At 64.7% G+C, this 16,992-nt stretch carries 15 protein-coding genes; 8 read left to right on the top strand and 7 right to left on the bottom strand.

Translation table 11 applies throughout. The features are described from left to right. Positions 1–99 precede the first annotated feature (99 nt). The 4 genes from SMD10_RS16850 to dnaG form a co-directional block, all read right to left on the bottom strand. Positions 100–471 (bottom strand): SecDF P1 head subdomain-containing protein, encoded by a 372-nt coding sequence (locus SMD10_RS16850; RefSeq protein ID WP_331686897.1) that lies wholly within the window; start codon positions 469–471, stop codon positions 100–102. A 166-nt stretch (positions 472–637) separates the two neighbouring features. After that, the gene (locus tag SMD10_RS16845; RefSeq protein WP_331686896.1) at positions 638–922 is read right to left on the bottom strand and encodes an HlyU family transcriptional regulator; all 285 of its coding nucleotides are present in this window, start codon (positions 920–922) and stop codon (positions 638–640) included. Between the two features lie 262 nt (positions 923–1,184). Next, entirely contained in the window at positions 1,185–3,182 is a 1,998-nt protein-coding gene (gene rpoD / locus SMD10_RS16840) for an RNA polymerase sigma factor RpoD (RefSeq protein ID WP_331686895.1), read from the bottom strand. A 301-nt stretch (positions 3,183–3,483) separates the two neighbouring features. After that, entirely contained in the window at positions 3,484–5,445 is a 1,962-nt protein-coding gene (gene dnaG, locus SMD10_RS16835; RefSeq protein WP_331686894.1) for a DNA primase, read from the bottom strand. 201 nt (positions 5,446–5,646) lie between these two features. On the opposite strand from dnaG, the gene SMD10_RS16830 reads away from it, so the two are divergent. The 4 genes from SMD10_RS16830 (at position 5,647) to SMD10_RS16815 (ending at position 7,486) form a co-directional block, all read left to right on the top strand. Then, positions 5,647–6,003, top strand: coding sequence for a CidA/LrgA family protein (locus SMD10_RS16830; protein ID WP_331686893.1), 357 nt, complete (start codon positions 5,647–5,649; stop codon positions 6,001–6,003). Then, positions 6,000–6,728, top strand: coding sequence for an LrgB family protein (locus tag SMD10_RS16825; protein ID WP_331686892.1), 729 nt, complete (start codon positions 6,000–6,002; stop codon positions 6,726–6,728). Before SMD10_RS16830 ends, SMD10_RS16825 begins: the two co-directional genes overlap by 4 nt. Before the next feature lie 114 nt (positions 6,729–6,842). Continuing rightward, positions 6,843–7,295, top strand: coding sequence for a GFA family protein (locus tag SMD10_RS16820; protein ID WP_331686916.1), 453 nt, complete (start codon positions 6,843–6,845; stop codon positions 7,293–7,295). A 5-nt stretch (positions 7,296–7,300) separates the two neighbouring features. Beyond that, positions 7,301–7,486 carry a hypothetical protein gene (locus SMD10_RS16815; RefSeq protein ID WP_331686891.1) on the top strand — a complete coding sequence of 62 codons (186 nt, stop codon included), beginning with the start codon at positions 7,301–7,303 and terminating at the stop codon, positions 7,484–7,486. 57 nt (positions 7,487–7,543) lie between these two features. Here the strand turns inward: SMD10_RS16815 and SMD10_RS16810 are convergent, their stop codons facing one another. Next, positions 7,544–8,008 carry a GatB/YqeY domain-containing protein gene (locus SMD10_RS16810; protein ID WP_331686890.1) on the bottom strand — a complete coding sequence of 155 codons (465 nt, stop codon included), beginning with the start codon at positions 8,006–8,008 and terminating at the stop codon, positions 7,544–7,546. 445 nt (positions 8,009–8,453) lie between these two features. Here SMD10_RS16810 and carA point away from each other — a divergent pair, with 445 nt between their 5' ends. Continuing rightward, entirely contained in the window at positions 8,454–9,647 is a 1,194-nt protein-coding gene (gene carA / locus SMD10_RS16805) for a glutamine-hydrolyzing carbamoyl-phosphate synthase small subunit (RefSeq protein ID WP_331686889.1), read from the top strand. 293 nt (positions 9,648–9,940) lie between these two features. Here carA and SMD10_RS16800 read toward each other — a convergent pair whose 3' ends face one another. Further along, the gene (locus tag SMD10_RS16800; protein ID WP_331686887.1) at positions 9,941–10,528 is read right to left on the bottom strand and encodes a hypothetical protein; all 588 of its coding nucleotides are present in this window, start codon (positions 10,526–10,528) and stop codon (positions 9,941–9,943) included. Positions 10,529–10,959: 431 nt separating this feature from the next. Between SMD10_RS16800 and carB the strand changes: the two genes are divergently transcribed. The 3 genes from carB (at position 10,960) to SMD10_RS16785 (ending at position 16,159) form a co-directional block, all read left to right on the top strand. Then, positions 10,960–14,451 (top strand): carbamoyl-phosphate synthase large subunit, encoded by a 3,492-nt coding sequence (gene carB, locus SMD10_RS16795; RefSeq protein WP_331686886.1) that lies wholly within the window; start codon positions 10,960–10,962, stop codon positions 14,449–14,451. 178 nt (positions 14,452–14,629) lie between these two features. After that, positions 14,630–15,103, top strand: a complete 474-nt coding sequence (gene greA, locus SMD10_RS16790) for a transcription elongation factor GreA (protein WP_331686885.1) — start codon at positions 14,630–14,632, stop codon at positions 15,101–15,103. Positions 15,104–15,121: 18 nt separating this feature from the next. Beyond that, complete coding sequence (locus tag SMD10_RS16785; protein ID WP_331686884.1) at positions 15,122–16,159, top strand: glycosyltransferase family 4 protein; 1,038 nt, start codon at positions 15,122–15,124, stop codon at positions 16,157–16,159. Positions 16,160–16,184: 25 nt separating this feature from the next. Here the strand turns inward: SMD10_RS16785 and SMD10_RS16780 are convergent, their stop codons facing one another. Further along, positions 16,185–16,985, bottom strand: a complete 801-nt coding sequence (locus SMD10_RS16780; RefSeq protein WP_331686883.1) for a glycosyltransferase family 25 protein — start codon at positions 16,983–16,985, stop codon at positions 16,185–16,187. Positions 16,986–16,992: the final 7 nt, after the last annotated feature.

Genomic DNA, 16,992 nt, shown 5'->3' with positions numbered 1-16,992 from the left:
TTGGTGTTTGATGCCGTACGTCGACCAGAAGCGAACATCGACACCTGGACCAGACGAGATGTTGGCAGCAGCGCCGCGACCATAAATGCGGCGATCACGCTAGTTGGCGGGAGCGACCGTGAGGACGGACCGCCGGTTCCGCAATCGCTCGGCCAGAGCGTCGGTCGCCGCCGAACTTTCCAATCCGCCAAAGCTCAAAGTCCCACCGTCCAACGGCGTTTGGATGAATGGCGTGACAACCACTTCACCGTCCACCAGCACCCTGATCGGTTGTTGCACGTGGGCATAGGTGAACTCGGCAAACGCTCTCGTACTCTCGCGATCCAATCGGACAAAAACCCTCCATTCCTGCATGGCGTCGTCATACATCGGTCGAGCGTCCGCGACCGAAAGCTCGAGGCTTTGGGCCAAGGTTTGAAACGGACAAAAGCCTGCGATGAAGAAGGCGGCGAATAGGCAGCGCATGCGCATGGCGGGGGTACTCCGGCGTAGTCGTCCGCAAATAAACGCGCAGAGGAGCAGAGCGAGCGAAACAGCAGGCGGCCATCGCCATCCGGCATGCCGAAACTTGGGCAATTCCTCATTTCAGCTCGCCTCGCCGAAAGGAAGGCTCGGACCGCGACTTAACCGCCTGCCGTTAGTCGAACAGCTTGTCGCCCTGCTCGTCGATGACCTGACGGGCCTTGCGCAACGCGGCGCCGGTGGCTTCGTCTTCGCTCTGGAAGAGGTCGGCGCGGATCAGGCGGTGGGACTTCGTCTCGCCGCCGATCTCCTTCTGGATCATTGCGGCGAGGCGGAACTGGCCTCCCTCGCGCATCGGCTGGGCGGCGATGGAAAAGCCGTTGTAGTCCTCCGTCGCGGTCGCGCGTGGTGCGGACGACGTCTCGCCGCCACCGCCAAACAGCTTTTTCAGGAAGGACATCGGCTCAACTCCCACGCTTGGCGGCTAGGCCGCCCGTTCACCACGGCGGCGGCCACCGGTCGTCATCCGGGCCCCAGTCGTCATCCTCGGGCTCCGTCCCGAGGATCCAGATCATCCCCGAAAAACTGTGCTTTCCGGCGACGGCCCGACCGGCGCCACCTAAAACTGGACCCTCGGGCCGGAGCCCGAGGGTGACGTCGAGAACGGGCTCTTCCGTTCCGAAATTCTCCGCACGCTGCGACGGACGCCGCAACAGGCGGCACTAGCTGTCCAGGAAGCTCCTGAGCTTGCGCGAACGGCTCGGATGCTTGAGCTTCCGGAGCGCCTTGGCCTCGATCTGGCGGATGCGCTCACGCGTCACCGAGAACTGCTGGCCGACCTCTTCCAGCGTGTGGTCGGTGTTCATGCCGATGCCGAAGCGCATGCGCAGCACACGCTCCTCGCGCGGGGTGAGCGAGGCGAGGACGCGCGTCGTCGTCTCGCGCAGATTCGCCTGGATCGCCGCGTCGATGGGCAGCACCGCGTTCTTGTCCTCGATGAAGTCGCCGAGATGGCTGTCTTCCTCGTCGCCCACCGGCGTTTCGAGGGAGATCGGCTCCTTGGCGATCTTCAGGACCTTGCGGACCTTTTCCAGCGGCATCGCCAGCTTTTCGGCCAACTCCTCCGGGGTCGGCTCGCGGCCGATCTCGTGCAGCATCTGGCGCGAGGTCCGGACGATCTTGTTGATCGTCTCGATCATGTGCACCGGAATGCGGATGGTGCGGGCCTGGTCGGCGATCGAACGGGTGATCGCCTGGCGGATCCACCACGTGGCGTAGGTCGAGAACTTGTAGCCGCGCCGGTACTCGAACTTGTCCACCGCCTTCATCAGGCCGATGTTGCCCTCCTGGATCAGATCCAGGAACTGCAGGCCGCGGTTGGTGTACTTCTTGGCGATGGAGATGACGAGACGAAGGTTCGCCTCCACCATCTCCTTCTTGGCGATGCGGGCCTCGCGCTCGCCCTTCTGCACCATCGAGACGATGCGGCGGAACTCGGTGATCTCCAGGCCCGTCTCGGTGGCGAGGCTCTGGATCTCCTGGCGCAGGTTCTTGATGCCGTCCTTCTCGCTCTGGACGAACTTGAGCCAGCCCTTGCCGGACAGATTGGCGATGTGACGCGTCCAGTTGGGATCGAGCTCGGAGCCCTGATAGTTCTTCAGGAAGTCCTCGCGCTTCACCCCATAGCTTTCGGCGAGCCGCAGCAACCGGCCCTCATTGCCGACGAGACGCTTGTTGATGTCGTAGAGCTGGGCGACCAGGGCGTCGATACGGTTCTGGTTGAGAGACAGGCTCTTGACCGCCGTGATCAGGTCTTCCTTCAGCTTCTTGTAGCTGCGCTCCTGGCTCGGCGACAGCGTACCTTGGGCGGCCAGCCGGTTCTCCACCTGCTGGTCCTGCAGCTTGCGCAGGCGACGATAGGAGTCGGCGATCAGATCGAAGGTCGCCATCACCTGAGGCCGGATCTCGGCCTCCATCGCCGCCAGCGACAGCGAATTCTCGAAATCGTCGTCGTCCTCGTCGTCGCTGGAGCCTTCGCCCTCGGCTTCGCCGTTCTCGCCGTTCGTAGCCTGACGCGGCTGTTCGGCTTCGGGGGCAGCGGGAGCCGCAGGCGCCGGCGCGGGCGTGCGCGCCTCCGGGCCGGCGTAGGTTGCCTCGAGGTCGACCACCTCGCGCAACATGATGTTGCCTTCGTTGAGCTCGTCACGCCAGATGATGATGGCCTGGAACGTCAGGGGGCTTTCGCAGAGACCCGCGATCATGGTCTCGCGGCCGGCCTCGATGCGCTTCGCGATGGCGATCTCGCCCTCGCGCGACAGCAATTCGACCGCACCCATCTCGCGCAGATACATGCGCACGGGATCATCGGTCCGGTCGGCCGCCTCGCGCTTGGGCGCCGTGGCAACGGCGCCGCCACTGCCACCGAGTTCGGCGACATCGGTGCCGGTCTCGTCGGAGGAGTCTTCCGTGTCCTCCTCTTCGCCCTCTTCCACCACGTTGATGCCCATGTCGTTGAGCATCGCCATGATGTCCTCGATCTGCTCCGAGGTGACGTCCTCGTTGAGCAGCGAGTTCAACGTGTCCATGGTCACAAAGCCGCGCTTCTTGGCGGCCTTGATCATCTTCTTGACGGTATCATCCGAAAGGTCGAGCAGGGGACCGTCCGGGGTCTCCGGGCGCTCTTCCACTGCCGCTTCGCTTTCGTCGACCTTTGTCGCCATGGATATCTTTCCCCAATTCACGCCTCGTGCCGGACTGGGACAAGGACAATGCCGATCCCCACTCGCAGCCGTCGGCGCGGACCGCAACCGTTTGCTTACCCACTCATTTTCGCCTGGGCCAAACGCCGGTCCACTATTCAAGGCGCCCTGTTAAAAGGCGCAGTTTTCCCGTATTTCAAGATCGTTAGCCGCAAAAACGGCGTCTGGTCCGATTTTGCATCGAAAGTCAAGCGCCAGTCTCGATTCCAGACCCTGAAAGACGAAATTGCCGCACTGATCGCAGGAAAAGGTTATAGTCAGGTCAATAGGCTTTCGCCGATCGCCCCGACAGGACACCGAACCCGTCGATCAGCGCTTCCATTCCGCCAAGACTTTCGATCTCTCGCTTGATTTCGATCATGTTGGCATAGGCCGCCTCGGAGACGGACGGGTCCGCCTCACCGACATCGGAAACCGCCACACGCAGGGCTTCCTCGGCCAATTCCAACTCCTTAGTTAATAAGCGAAATCTGTGGTGCAAGTGGAGCGCCTGACGGATCGCCTCGCGCGCGTCCTCGAGCGCCGCGTCGGCGAGCGCCGGCCAGAAGCGCAGGTACCGCACCCGCTGCTCATGGGCATTGAAGACATCGATGAGGCCGCGCCGCTCCACCTCGGCCAGAAGCGCATCGCGATCGGCCGGCGAGCGCTCGGCGTAGATGTCGAGCACGCAGGAACGCAGCCGCGCGAGGTCGCCGGCCGGCAGGTCGAGATCGGCGAAATGGTCGAAGGCCTCGTGGAATAGGATCGGATGGTTGATGAAGCCGATGACGATCGCCACCGCACGGCCGGAGGGATGGGCCGTCGTCTCCCGCCGCACCAGGCCCGAGCGGCTGAGCCGATCGGAGATCGGGGTGCGCCGCGACGGGCCGCCATGCCGGTTCGACGCGGCCGGCCGGCGCGTCTCGAACCGGTCGGAACGGCCGCGACGCGGTTCCGGCGCGGGACCGAAAAAGCCGCGCAGCCGCTCGTCGACGTCCTGCAGATAGTGACGCCGCACGCTCTCGTCGCCGATCTGGCGGGTCAGCGTCTTCAGCCGCTGCTCCAGGTCGGCACGGCGCTCGGGCGTGTCGAAGATGCCTCCGGCCGTCTCGCGCATCCATAAGAGGTCGGCCAGCGGTCGGGCCTCGGCGATCACTTCGGCAAAGGCCTGCGGACCGTCGGCGCGCACCAGATCGTCGGGATCGCGGCCGTCTGGCAAGAGCGCAAAGCGCAGCGAGTGGCCCGGTTTCAGGAGCGGCAGCGCCAGATCGGCCGCGCGGTGCGCCGCCTTCAGCCCGGCGGCATCGCCGTCGAAGCAGAGCACCGGTTCGCCGGTGTCGCGCCACAGCAACTCCAGCTGCCGGTCGGTCAGCGCTGTGCCGAGCGGCGCCACCGCATGGTCGAAGCCGGCCTGGGCGAGCGCGATGACGTCGACATAGCCCTCTACGACGATCAGCGTTCCGGCGTTCCGGGCCGCCCGGCGCGCGCGGGCGTGGTTGTAGAGAACGGTGCCCTTGTGGAAGACCTCGGTCTCCGGCGAATTCAGATATTTCGCCGGTACGCCGGCCGACAGCGCCCGCCCGCCGAAGGCGATCACCTTCTCGTGGGTGTCGAGGATCGGAAACATGATGCGGTCGCGAAACCGGTCGTAGGAAACCGCGATGTCGGGACCGTGCACCACCAGGCCGGCCGCTTCGATCTCCTCCTTGCCGATGCCCTTGTCGGCCAGAAAGCCCTTCAGCCGGTTGCGGGCATCGGGAGCATAGCCGAGGCCGAAGGTCTTTTGCGTCTGCGGATTGAGCCCGCGATCACGCAGATAGGCGCGCGCCTTGGCGCCCTCGGCCTCCTGCAAGCTGCCGCGAAAGAAATCGGCCGCCAGCCGTAGCGCGTCGAGCAGCGTCGCGCGCTTTTCGTCGCGCTCGCGGGCTTGGCTGTCCTGCGCCGGCATGGGCAGCCCGGCTTGCGCCGCCAGCCGCTCGACCGCTTCGGGAAAGGACAGCCCCTCCGCCTCGGTCAGGAAGCGAAAATGATCACCCGACACCCCGCAGCCGAAGCAATGATAGCGGCCCTTGGCGTCCTCACAGTGGAACGAGGGCGTCTTTTCGCCGTGGAACGGGCAGCAGGCCCACCAATCGCCCTTCGAAGGCTGCGACTTGCGGCGATCCCACGTCACGCGGCGGCCGATCACGTCAGAGATCGGCACGCGCTCGCGAATGTCGTCGAGAAAGCTGTTGGAAAATCTCATGAGGGTGCGTTAGCACGAAAGTGCCTCTCCCCGCCGCGATTTAAATTTCTCCACATCGATCCACAGGCCCCAGCGGCAATGGCTGCATGGCTGCCCTCACCACAAGAAGGGGAGACAGCCTGTCTATGGGGGCCTAAAGAGTCGCCTTACTCACGCAGTGCGGTTCCCCACCGCGACGTCCTGCTTGATATGGACCTTCCCATGCTTCCTGCCCTCACCGCCATCTTCGCCTGCCAACTGATCGGCGAACTCGTCGCCGCGGCCACCGGCCTGCCGCTGCCGGGACCGGTCATCGGCATGGTCATCCTGTTCACCGCTCTGGTGATTCGCGGTCGCGTTCCGATCGAGATCGAGCGGGCGTCCGCCGGCTTGCTGGCGCACCTCACCCTGCTCTTCATCCCCGCCAGCGTCGGCGTGATGGTGCATTTCAGCCGTCTCGGCCAAAGCTGGCTCGCCATCGCCGGCGCGATCCTGGTGTCGACCTTCGCCACGATGATCGTCGCCGGCCATGTGCTGCAATGGCTGACGCGCGGCACCACGCCGAAGGGCCAGTCATGACCGACGCCCTGTCTGGACTCGGGGATATCTGGGTCTATCTCGCGGCCTCGCCGCTCCTGTCGCTGACCCTGACGCTCGCCGCTTATCTCGCGTCGCTCTTCGTCTACGAGAAGAGCGGCCGAATGGCGCTCTTTCATCCGCTGCTTCTGTCGATCGTCGTCATCGTCACGGTGCTGATGCTCACGGGCACGAGCTACGATACCTATTTCGAGGGTGCGCAGTTCGTCCACTTCCTGCTCGGACCGGCCACCGTGGCCCTGGCCGTGCCGCTCTACCGGCAATGGGACCGGATCAAGCGCCGCGCCGTGGCGATCGTTGTCGGGCTCATTGCCGGCTCGCTCACCGCCATCGCCTCCACCCTGGCCCTGGCCGCCGCGCTCGGCGCCGACCGCGAGACGCTGATGAGCCTGGCGCCGAAATCGGTGACCACGCCGGTCGCCATGGGCATCGTCGAAAAGCTCGGTGGTCTTCCCTCGCTCGCCGCTGTCTTCGTGCTGATCACCGGCGTGCTCGGCGCCACCGCCGGCCCCTTTGTCCTGACGCTCGTGGGCATCAGAGACGAACGGGCGCGCGGCTTCGGCCTGGGCATGGCCTCGCATGGTCTCGGCACGGCGCGGGCCCTGCAAGAGGGCGAGGCGGCCGGCGCCTTTTCGGGTCTCGCCATGGGCCTCAACGCCATCGCCACGGCCATCCTCCTGCCGCTGATCTGGTCGATGATGTTTTGATCGTCAGGCGCGGCGTTGCTGACGTATCGGCGACCGGTGTCAGAGATGCCGGCCCCGGTACGCCTCGGCACGATGTGTGCTATTGGCGAGAAGGCGCCTGGAGGAGAATATTTGATGGAAAAGGACGTTCGCGAGGGCGGTTGCCGCTGTGGGCGGCTCCGTTTCACAGTCCGCGGCCAACCGGCGATGACCTTCGCCTGCCACTGCACCGGCTGCCAGCGCATGACGGCCAGCGCGTTTTCCTTGAGCGCGCTCTATCCGGCGGATACGTTCGAAGTGATCAGCGGCGATCCGGTGATCGGCGGGCTGCACGGAGAAATCCGGCATTTGTTCTGCGGCCATTGCATGAGTTGGCTCTTTACCCGGTTCGATGCCATGGGACCGTTCGTCAACGTTCGGGCCACGATGCTGGACGACGCGTCCACGTTCCGCCCGTTCATCGAGACCTGTACGAGCGAAAAGCTGCCGTGGGCAACGACGCCCGCGGTGTACAGCTTCGAACAATATCCGCCCGAAGACGAGTATCCGGCGCTCATGGCCGAATTCGCCAAGACCGAAAGGCTCTGACCACGATGATTTCGGACGAAACCCGAAATCATTTCAACATGGCCGACCTCGATCGAAAGATGCGGGAGGCACAGAAGGACGCCTACAGCGGCTCATGGAAGATAAAGCTGCGCGGTGATGCTCGCGTCTTCGGTCTGGCTCTGGTGAGCGCCTTGGCGCTGGCCGCCATGGGTCTCTGGCTGCTGCTCTAGCTTTGTTTTCTCCGGCTCAATAGCGATCGGCTGGGAATCGCGCGGTAGGCTGCCGGCCTATTTCAGCAGCGTCTTCACCACGGAGCTCGCCTCGCCGAAATCCATCTGACCGGGATAGCGCGCCTTGAGCTTGTTCATGCAGCGCCCGACATCGCGCAACCCTTTGGCATCGGTCTCTTCCACCACCTGCCGACAGGCCTGTTCCATTTCGCCCCAGTTGAGCTGGGCGGGCAGCAGCTCCTTGATGATGGCGATTTCCTCGCGCTCCCGCTCGGCCATGTCGAACTGGCCGGCCTCGTCATAGGAGCGCACCGATTCCTTGCGCTGCTTGATCATCTTGACGAGGATCTGAAGGATCTCGTCTTCGCCGGCCACGTCGCGACCTTCGCTGCGATCGGCGATGTCGCGATCCTTGATGGCGGCGTTGATCAGCCGGAACATGCCGGTCCGGCGCTTGTCCTGTTCCTTGACTGCCTTGCTCAGAGATTCCGCGAGTTGCTCGCGGACTACATGATGTACCATTGACGCCACCACAGGAATGTCCGGCCAAAATGAGGCCGTGTGCTAGAAGCACCCCATTCAGATTGCGAAAGTGTTGAAGTTCACTCGGCCCATGACCGCCCAAACGATTTCGACGTGTTTTGGCTGCATTCTCAATCGGCGACGACTCTCGTCAGACCTATGATTGTAGCCTGTTGTCGTCGTTTCGTCATCTTTAGCGACGGCCGGGCCGGAAACAGCGCGGCGATGTAATGCGCTCCGCCGTCTTATGCAAGCCACTTGCGGTTTGAGAGCGAAGCGGCGATATCCAGGACAGCCGGACGCCCGACACCGGCGACCCGAGGCAGGTTGGCCCGATCATGCCCCCCGCGGCTTTTCGAACGGAACCTGCGACCATCGAATGATTTAGCGCAAATCCGCGTCGCTTTGTGCCGCGCCGGTTTGCCGAGAACGATCGAGGACGCGCATGACCGACGGCTGGACCACACGCAAGCCCACCGCCCTGCTGGTGCTCGCCGACGGAACGGTGATCGAGGGCCAGGGCCTGGGTGCGACCGGAGCCACCGAAGGCGAGGTCTGCTTCAATACGGCGCTGACTGGATATCAGGAGATTCTGACCGATCCGTCCTACGCCAAGCAGATCGTCACGTTCACCTTTCCGCACATCGGAAATGTGGGGACGAACACCGAAGATTTCGAGGATCTGGTTCCGGACAAGTCGGCCGGCGCCGTGGGTGCGATCTTCCGCGCCGACATCTCGCCCTATTCCAACTATCGCGCGGCGCAAGGCCTCGACGATTGGCTCAAGGCGCGCGGCGTCATCGCGCTGTGCGGCATCGACACCCGGGCCCTCACGGTCCACATCCGCGAAAACGGCATGCCGAATGCGGTCATCGCGCACGATCCGGACGGCAATTTCGACGTCGAGGCGCTCAAGGCCCGGGCCAAGGCCTGGCCCGGTCTGATCGGGCTCGACCTCGCCAAGGACGTGGCTGCCGGCGCGGAGGTGATCTGGAACGAGAAGCCCTGGGCCTGGGGCGGCGGCTACGGCAAGGACGAGTCCGAACCCCGCTATACGATCGTGGCCATCGACTACGGCACCAAGCGCAACATCCTGCGACTGATGGCCGGGCTCGGCGCCAAGGTCGTCGTGGTGCCGCCGACGGCGAGCCCCGAAGAGATCCTGGCGCACCAGCCCGACGGCATCTTCCTGTCCAACGGTCCCGGCGATCCGGCGGCCACCGGCGACTACGCCGTGCCGACGATCCAGGCGCTGATCGAGACCGGCATTCCGATGTTCGGCATCTGCCTCGGTCATCAGATGCTGGCGCTGGCCCTGGGCGGACAGACCCAGAAGATGCATCAGGGCCATCACGGCGCCAACCATCCGGTGAAGGATTTCACCACCGGCAAGGTCGAGATCGTGTCGATGAACCACGGCTTCGCGGTCGCCAAGGATTCGCTTCCCGAGAGCGTGGAAGAGACGCACGTGTCGCTGTTCGACGGTTCGAACTGCGGGCTGCGCCTGACGGACAAGCCGGTGTTTTCGGTCCAGCATCATCCGGAGGCGTCGCCCGGACCGCAGGATTCACACTATCTCTTCAAGCGCTTCTTCGAGATGATCGACGCGCACAAGGCGGACCAGGGCAAGGCCGCCTGAGGTGCTGCCCGAGCCGGGCCCATTGTCGGCGTGTCCCGTTCGGGGATACTGAACGAGCTCCTTTCGAGGTGCCGTTTGGCTTCATCCAACGAAGGCACGAAGAAGGCAGGATCCCGGCTCAAGGGCCGGGATGACAACCGGCAACGTCCCGAGGGCGGCCGCCACCGTTAGGCGGTTTAGCGCTGGACCATGACGCCCGCCCCATACCTTGATCCACGCCGGCAGATTCAGCCATCGGGGATACGCGAAAGCGGACGGCTCTCGCATATCCCGCCTCGACGCTCGCTCAGATGTCAGATCGTGATCGTGCTGTCGTTGTTGCGCTGGGGCAGAGCATTTCCGTTCTGGTCTTGCGCTCCGGTATCGCTCGACGGATCGCCGTTGGATACCATGTTGTAGGTGTTGCCGTCGCCATCTTCGATCTGAAAGATCATGACGTAGGCCGACGCATCGACGCGGACATTGGGATAGATGCCCGTGATGTCCATTTTGAAGTTGGCGACGCCGTCGACCTCCTGTGACTGGGACAGTTCGGTGAAGACCTCGTGAATTTCTTCCTTGTGGGTCGATGCGTTGGCGGAAATGCCAAGCCAACTCCAGAATGCGCTGACCCCCCCGCTGATGCTGTACTCTGTCTTCATCCGATCATAGGTCTTGGAAGATTCGAGCCGGCGAAGCTTGAAATTGAAAACTCCGCTCATTTCCACCCATGCGCCCGCCCCGGACACCGACGCTCCCACCCCGATCTGCGTTCCACGCTTCGTCGAGACCTTCCACGACGTCACGCCGTCAGCAACCCTGCCAGCGGCGGCCCCGGTGAGGAGCGCTGGCGACGCGATGGAGATTTGCGCCGGCGCCGTGATGATATTTAAACCAGACATGTGTTCTCTCCTCTCTTAAGCGACCTTTGATTCGCGGCCACACAACCTAAGGTATTTTTTATTTTAAGTATGTTCAACTTTTGATTGTATTTATCTGAAGTGGCCGCGGAAACTGCTCGTGCGCCGCGCTGTCGGCGAGCCGAAAACAAGCCAAAGGCGGGAAGATCCGGACATTTTCATCATGGAATGCCGGACGTTTGACTGACCGCGGCCTACGGTTTGCCGATACAAACCGCCATTGCGGTCTCTTGCTGGCTCACCCATCCGTCCCGATCTTGAACCAAAGACACTGCCTCCCCCTTTCCCGATGCCGCCCTTGCCCCTATAAGGCGGCCTCAGCCTGAAGACCCATTCGCCGACCGACCGACCGCGACGCTCAAGCGACCAAGCGTCCGGCTGGTTCACGCACGTATGAACAACAACGGACCGCCATGCCGAAGCGCCAAGACCTCAAATCCATCCTCATCATCGGCGCGGGGCCGATCATCATCGGCCAGGCCTGCGAGTTCGACTATTCCGGCACGCAGGCCTGCAAGGCGTTGAAGGCCGAGGGCTTCCGAATCATCCTGGTCAACTCCAATCCGGCGACGATCATGACCGATCCGGATCTGGCGCACGTGACCTACATCGAGCCGATCACCCCCGAGGTCGTCGCCAAGATCATCGCCAAGGAGCGGCCGGATGCGATCCTGCCGACGATGGGCGGCCAGACCGCGCTCAACACGGCGCTGTCGCTGCGCCGCATGGGCGTTCTCGAACGCTACGGCGTCGAGATGATCGGCGCCAATGCCGAGGCCATCGACAAGGCCGAGGACCGGGCGCTGTTTCGCGAGGCAATGGCGAAGATCGGCCTCGAGACGCCGCGTTCGCTACTGGCCAACGCCACCGACATCAAGGACACCGACCGCAAAGCGCACGAGGCCAAGCGGGCCGAATTAAAGTCGCGGCTTTCCGGAGGCGATCTCGACGCCGCTCTCGATACGCTGGAGAACGAGTGGAATCTCGGAGAGAGCGACCGCAAGCAGCGCTACATGTCGCACGCTATGGCGCTCGCCGCGACCGCGCTCGACACGATCGGCCTGCCGGCAATCATTCGGCCCTCCTTCACGCTCGGCGGCACGGGCGGCGGCATCGCCTACAACCGTAGCGAGTTCTTCGAGATCGTCGAGCGCGGCCTCGACGCGTCGCCGACGACGGAAGTGCTGGTCGAGGAAAGCGTGCTTGGCTGGAAGGAGTACGAGATGGAGGTGGTCCGCGACAACGCGGACAACTGCATCATCGTCTGCTCGATCGAGAATGTGGATCCGATGGGCGTCCACACCGGCGATTCGATCACCGTGGCCCCTGCCCTCACCCTCACCGACAAGGAATATCAGGTGATGCGCAACGCCTCGATCGCGGTGTTGCGCGAGATCGGGGTGGAGACCGGCGGCTCCAATGTGCAGTTCGCCGTCAATCCGGACGACGGCCGCCTCGTCGTCATCGAGATGAACCCGCGCGTGTCGCGCTCCTCGGCGCTCGCCTCCAAGGCCACCGGCTTTCCGATCGCCAAGGTCGCGGCCAAGCTCGCCGTCGGCTACACCCTGGACGAACTGGAAAACGACATCACCGGCGGCGCCACGCCGGCCTCCTTCGAGCCGTCCATCGACTACGTCGTCACCAAGATCCCGCGCTTCGCCTTCGAGAAGTTCCCCGGCGCCGAACCGGTGCTGACGACCTCGATGAAATCGGTGGGCGAGGTCATGGCGATCGGCCGCACCTTCGAGGAATCGCTGCAAAAGGCCCTGCGCGGGCTGGAAACCGGCCTCGACGGTCTCGACGAGATCGAGATTCCCGGCCTCGACGAGGGTGAGGACAAGAACGCCATCCGCGCCGCGTTGGGAACGCCGACGCCGGATCGCCTGCGCATGGTGGCCCAGGCGTTGCGCATCGGCGCGAGCCCGGAACTGGTGCACCAGGCCTGCAAGATCGACCCGTGGTTCATCGCCCGCATCAAGGCGATCATCGACCTGGAGGCCCGCGTGCGCGAGCACGGCCTGCCGCAGGATCCGGACAATCTGCGCTTCTTGAAATCGACCGGCTTTTCCGACGCTCGGCTGGCGCGGCTCGCCGGCTGCGAGACCGCGGACGTCCGGCGTCTGCGCGAGCGGCTCGACGTGCGGCCGGTGTTCAAGCGCATCGACACCTGCGCGGCCGAGTTCGCCTCGCCGACGCCTTATATGTATTCGACCTACGAACGCCCCTTCGCCGGCGCCCAGCGCAGCGAGGCCGAGGTCAGCGACCGGAAGAAGGTGGTCATCCTGGGCGGCGGTCCGAACCGGATCGGCCAGGGCATCGAGTTCGACTATTGCTGCTGCCACGCCGCCTTCGCGCTGAAAGACGCGGGCTACGAGGCGATCATGATCAACTGCAACCCGGAGACCGTGTCGACCGACTACGACACCTCCGACCGCCTCTATTTCGAGCCGCTGACGGTCGAGGACGTGCTGGAGATCCTGCATGCCGAGCAGCAGCGCGGCACGCTTTCCGGCGTCATCGTCCAGTTCGGCGGCCAGACGCCGCTGAAGCTCGCCGAGGGGCTGGAGCGCGCCGGCATTCCGATCCTCGGCACCTCGCCCGACATGATCGACCTGGCGGAGGATCGCGACCGTTTCCAGAAGCTCTTGAACAAGCTCGACCTGTTGCAGCCGAAGAACGGCATCGCCTATTCGGTCGAGCAGGCCCGGCTCGTCGCCGGCGAGCTCGGCTTTCCGCTGGTCGTGCGCCCGTCCTACGTGCTGGGCGGCCGCGCCATGCAGATCATCCGCGACGAAGCCTCGTTGTCGAACTATCTGCTCGGCACCGTGCCGGAACTGGTGCCGGAGGAGATCAAGGCGCGCTATCCCAACGACAAGACCGGCCAGATCAACACCCTGCTCGGCAAGAACCCGCTGCTCTTCGACGGCTATCTGGCGAACGCCATCGAGGTCGACGTCGACTGCCTGTCGGACGGCCAGGCGGTGCATGTCGCGGGCATCATGGAGCACATCGAGGAGGCCGGCATCCATTCGGGTGATTCGGCCTGTTCGCTGCCCGTCCACTCGCTGTCGGACGAGATCGTCGCCGAGATGGAGGATCAGACGCGCAAACTCGCCCGCGCGCTCCACGTCGGCGGCCTGATGAACGTCCAGTACGCCATCAAGGACAACAAGGTCTACGTGCTGGAGGTCAATCCGCGTGCCTCGCGCACCGTGCCCTTCGTCGCCAAGACCATCGGCGCTCCGATCGCCAAGGTGGCGGCGCGAATCATGGCGGGCGAGGCCCTGGAGACAGCGTTTGCAGCCTATGGTGGCAAGCCAGACCCGAAGGCCCTCGACCACATCGCCGTCAAGGAAGCGGTGTTTCCCTTCGCGCGCTTCCCCGGTGTCGACACGCTGCTTGGGCCGGAGATGCGCTCCACCGGCGAGGTCATGGGCCTCGACCGCGACTATGCGCTGGCCTTCGCCAAGTCGCAGCTCGGCTCGGGCACCGAACTGCCGCGCGAGGGCGCCGTCTTCATCTCGGTGCGCGACGAGGACAAGGCGCGCATCCTGAGCGCCATGCGGCGGCTGCACGATCTCGGCTTCAAGATCCTGGCCACCGGCGGCACCCAGCGCTTCCTCGCCGAAAACGACATTCCGGCGACGAAGATCAACAAGGTGCTGGAAGGGCGACCGCATATCGAGGACGCGATCCGCAACCGCCAGGTCCAGCTCGTCTTCAACACGACGGGCGGCGCCAAGACGGTTTCCGATTCGCGCTCGCTGCGGCGCGCGGCCTTGATCCACAAGGTACCCTACTACACCACGCTGGCCGGCATGGAGGCCGCAGTGCAGGCGATCGAGGCCCTCAAGGCCGGCAGCCTTGAAGTGAACTCGCTACAATCCTATTTCTTGAGCGCCTGATCACATCGGTGGCGGTCGCTTCGTCGGTCGCCGCCGTGTTTTTGTATACTCGGTAGGCTGGTTCCGGCTGCGTTGGCGGTCCGGAGCCGGTTTGTCTTCAGTTCCCGCTTGGCGGACGGGACGAACGCGTGAACGGATTTCCGGCCAAAGATGCCGGTGGTCTGGAAAGGATGGAGGCATGGAAAAGGTTCCCATGACGATGGGCGGCTTCGAGACGCTCAAGGAAGAACTGCGCCGACGCCAGCAGGAGGAGCGTCCGCGCATCATCGCGGCGATCTCCGAGGCGCGGTCGCACGGCGACCTTTCCGAGAATGCCGAGTATCACGCCGCCAAAGAGTCCCAGAGCCTCAACGAGGGCCGGATCGCCGAATTGGAAGATCTGACCGCCCGCGCGGAGGTGATCGACGTCTCCAAGCTGTCCGGCGACAAGGTCAAGTTCGGCGCCACGGTGAAGCTCGTCGACGAGGACACCGAGGAAGAGAAGGTCTACCAGATCGTCGGCGACCAGGAGGCGGACGTGAAGTCGGGCCGCATCTCGATCTCCTCGCCGATCGCGCGCGCGCTGATCGGCAAGAGCGAAGGCGACACCGTCGAGGTGTCGGCGCCTGGCGGCGCGCGTTCCTATGAGATCCTCACCGTCAGCTGGGGCTGATCGCGGCCGGCCGTCGTCATGAGGCTCCGGGACGTCGAGGTCGTCGCTCCCAACTTCAAGCGCCGTCTGTCGGGCGTCACCTCGACGCTGATCCAACTCATCCCGCATCAGGCGAAATCGCTGGGGATCGCCGTGCTGGGTCCCGGCCTGCCCGGTGGCCTGCCGCGGATCCACTGGTGGCAGCTACCCGGATTGTGGCGTCGTCCGGCCGGGCGGCGCCGCCGCATCTGGCATGCCCGCCGCAATGTCGAGATGCTGCCGGGCCTGCTGTTGCGCGACATCTGCCGGATGCCGCTGGCCCTGCTCTTCACCTCCGCCGCGCAACGCCGCCACACGCGTTGGACGCGCTTCCTCGTGTCCCGCATGGACGCGGTGATCGCCACCAGCACCAAGAGCGCCGCCTTTCTCGAGGTGCCCGCGACGGTGGTCATGCATGGCATCGACCTCGCTCGCTTTTCGCCGTTAGGCCCCTCCCCGCGGGAATCGGAACGATTCGCCGGCCGCCGCATCGTCGGCTGCTCGGGCCGCATCCGGCACCAGAAGGGAACCGATCTCTTCGTCGCCGCGATGATCGCCCTGCTGCCCCGTCATCCCAACTGGACCGCCGTGATCACCGGCCGCACGACGGCCGAGCATGCCGGCTTCGAACGAGAACTGCGCGAGCGGATCGCGAACGCCGGCCTGAGCGAACGCATCCTTTTTCTCGGTGAGGTGGACGACATCGCGGCGTGGTTCCGGCGCTTCGATCTCTATGTCGCGCCGCCGCGCAACGAAGGCTTCGGCCTGACGCCTTTGGAGGCGATGGCCTCGGCCACGCCGGTGATCGCCACCGATGCCGGCGCCTTTTCCGAACTGGTGGTGGATGGCGTCACCGGCCGCGTCGTGCCGATCGACGATGCGCCCGCGCTGATCGAAGCGATCGAGCCGTTTCTCGCCGACGACGCCAAACGCGAAGCCGCAGCCCAGGCGGGCCTCGCCCATGTCCGCGAACGCTTCCCGCTGCAGCGCGAGGCCGACGAGATCCGCGCCGTCTACGAGCGGCTCTGGCAGTCCTGATCCGACCGTTCGGCCGGCTCCGGCATCACAGCCTCATCGGCAGCACGCGGCGAAAATCCTCCAGGTCCACCTCCGGCGCCCGGAAGTCGAGATCGACGAGGCGGCGCACCTGCGCCGGCACGAGATCGATCTGCGTGCGAAGCCGCCGCCAATGGTACGGCAACGTGGCTGGCGTAAGGGACAGGCGTTGGCGTGGCTGGTGGATCTGCGTCTGGGTGGCGATCCCCGGCTCGACGCCGCGCTGCGCCAGAAGATGCGCCTGCATCGCCGGTGCCGGCTCGGCCTGCGCCAGCCGCAAGCGAGCGACGGCGAAGAGAAAGGCGTCGGCCGGCGCGGTTCGGGCTTCGGCGAGCGCCAGCAGCCGCTCGGCGCCGCGGCGGCTCAGATGGTAGGCCGCCGCACCGGCCTTGTCGCGCACCACTTCGGTCAGCCGAAAGTCGGCTTCGACAAGCGCCGGAGCGCGCCGGAAGAATTTGCGGCGCTCGAAATTCTCCAGATTGACGAGATCGAAGCCGTCGGACGGCAAACGCTCGATGATCGCACCGAAGCGCGCGGAGAGCACGGCATCGTCCTCCAGGACGACGAGCCCTTCGGCGCTGCCCGCCGCCCGCCGCCACACCGCCCGGTGCGACAGGAAGGCGGCCAGTTCGTTGCGGGTCAGCGGACGTTCCCAGAGCCGCGACAGGCGTTGGAACTCGTCTTCGGGGATATCCGCCGCCTCGGTGGCGCGATGTCGTTCCAGGTCGAGCCCGAGGCGTCGCCCCTGTGCTTCCATGAAGGCGCGGCGCTCGCCAGCGCGGTCGAGGTTGATATAGACGGCCTGCATCCAAGCC

This window comes from Consotaella aegiceratis (assembly GCF_036541425.1).
GTDB classification, from domain to species: domain Bacteria; phylum Pseudomonadota; class Alphaproteobacteria; order Rhizobiales; family Rhizobiaceae; genus Consotaella; species Consotaella aegiceratis.
Note: the sequence above shows the minus strand (reverse complement) of the source record. Positions and strands in the feature narration are given on the sequence as shown.

Bases quoted from the DNA above. Each gene is read 5' to 3' on its own strand.
- SMD10_RS16845 (WP_331686896.1), bottom strand. From the start codon at position 922: ATGTCCTTCCTGAAAAAGCTGTTTGGCGGTGGCGGCGAGACGTCGTCC.
- SMD10_RS16785 (WP_331686884.1), top strand. From the start codon at position 15,122: ATGAGGCTCCGGGACGTCGAGGTCGTCGCTCCCAACTTCAAGCGCCGT.
- SMD10_RS16815 (WP_331686891.1), top strand. From the start codon at position 7,301: ATGATTTCGGACGAAACCCGAAATCATTTCAACATGGCCGACCTCGAT.
- SMD10_RS16850 (WP_331686897.1), bottom strand. From the start codon at position 471: ATGCGCATGCGCTGCCTATTCGCCGCCTTCTTCATCGCAGGCTTTTGT.
- greA (WP_331686885.1), top strand. From the start codon at position 14,630: ATGGAAAAGGTTCCCATGACGATGGGCGGCTTCGAGACGCTCAAGGAA.
- SMD10_RS16820 (WP_331686916.1), top strand. From the start codon at position 6,843: ATGGAAAAGGACGTTCGCGAGGGCGGTTGCCGCTGTGGGCGGCTCCGT.
- SMD10_RS16780 (WP_331686883.1), bottom strand. From the start codon at position 16,985: ATGCAGGCCGTCTATATCAACCTCGACCGCGCTGGCGAGCGCCGCGCC.
- carB (WP_331686886.1), top strand. From the start codon at position 10,960: ATGCCGAAGCGCCAAGACCTCAAATCCATCCTCATCATCGGCGCGGGG.
- SMD10_RS16810 (WP_331686890.1), bottom strand. From the start codon at position 8,008: ATGGTACATCATGTAGTCCGCGAGCAACTCGCGGAATCTCTGAGCAAG.
- SMD10_RS16830 (WP_331686893.1), top strand. From the start codon at position 5,647: ATGCTTCCTGCCCTCACCGCCATCTTCGCCTGCCAACTGATCGGCGAA.
- SMD10_RS16825 (WP_331686892.1), top strand. From the start codon at position 6,000: ATGACCGACGCCCTGTCTGGACTCGGGGATATCTGGGTCTATCTCGCG.
- dnaG (WP_331686894.1), bottom strand. From the start codon at position 5,445: ATGAGATTTTCCAACAGCTTTCTCGACGACATTCGCGAGCGCGTGCCG.
- carA (WP_331686889.1), top strand. From the start codon at position 8,454: ATGACCGACGGCTGGACCACACGCAAGCCCACCGCCCTGCTGGTGCTC.
- rpoD (WP_331686895.1), bottom strand. From the start codon at position 3,182: ATGGCGACAAAGGTCGACGAAAGCGAAGCGGCAGTGGAAGAGCGCCCG.
- SMD10_RS16800 (WP_331686887.1), bottom strand. From the start codon at position 10,528: ATGTCTGGTTTAAATATCATCACGGCGCCGGCGCAAATCTCCATCGCG.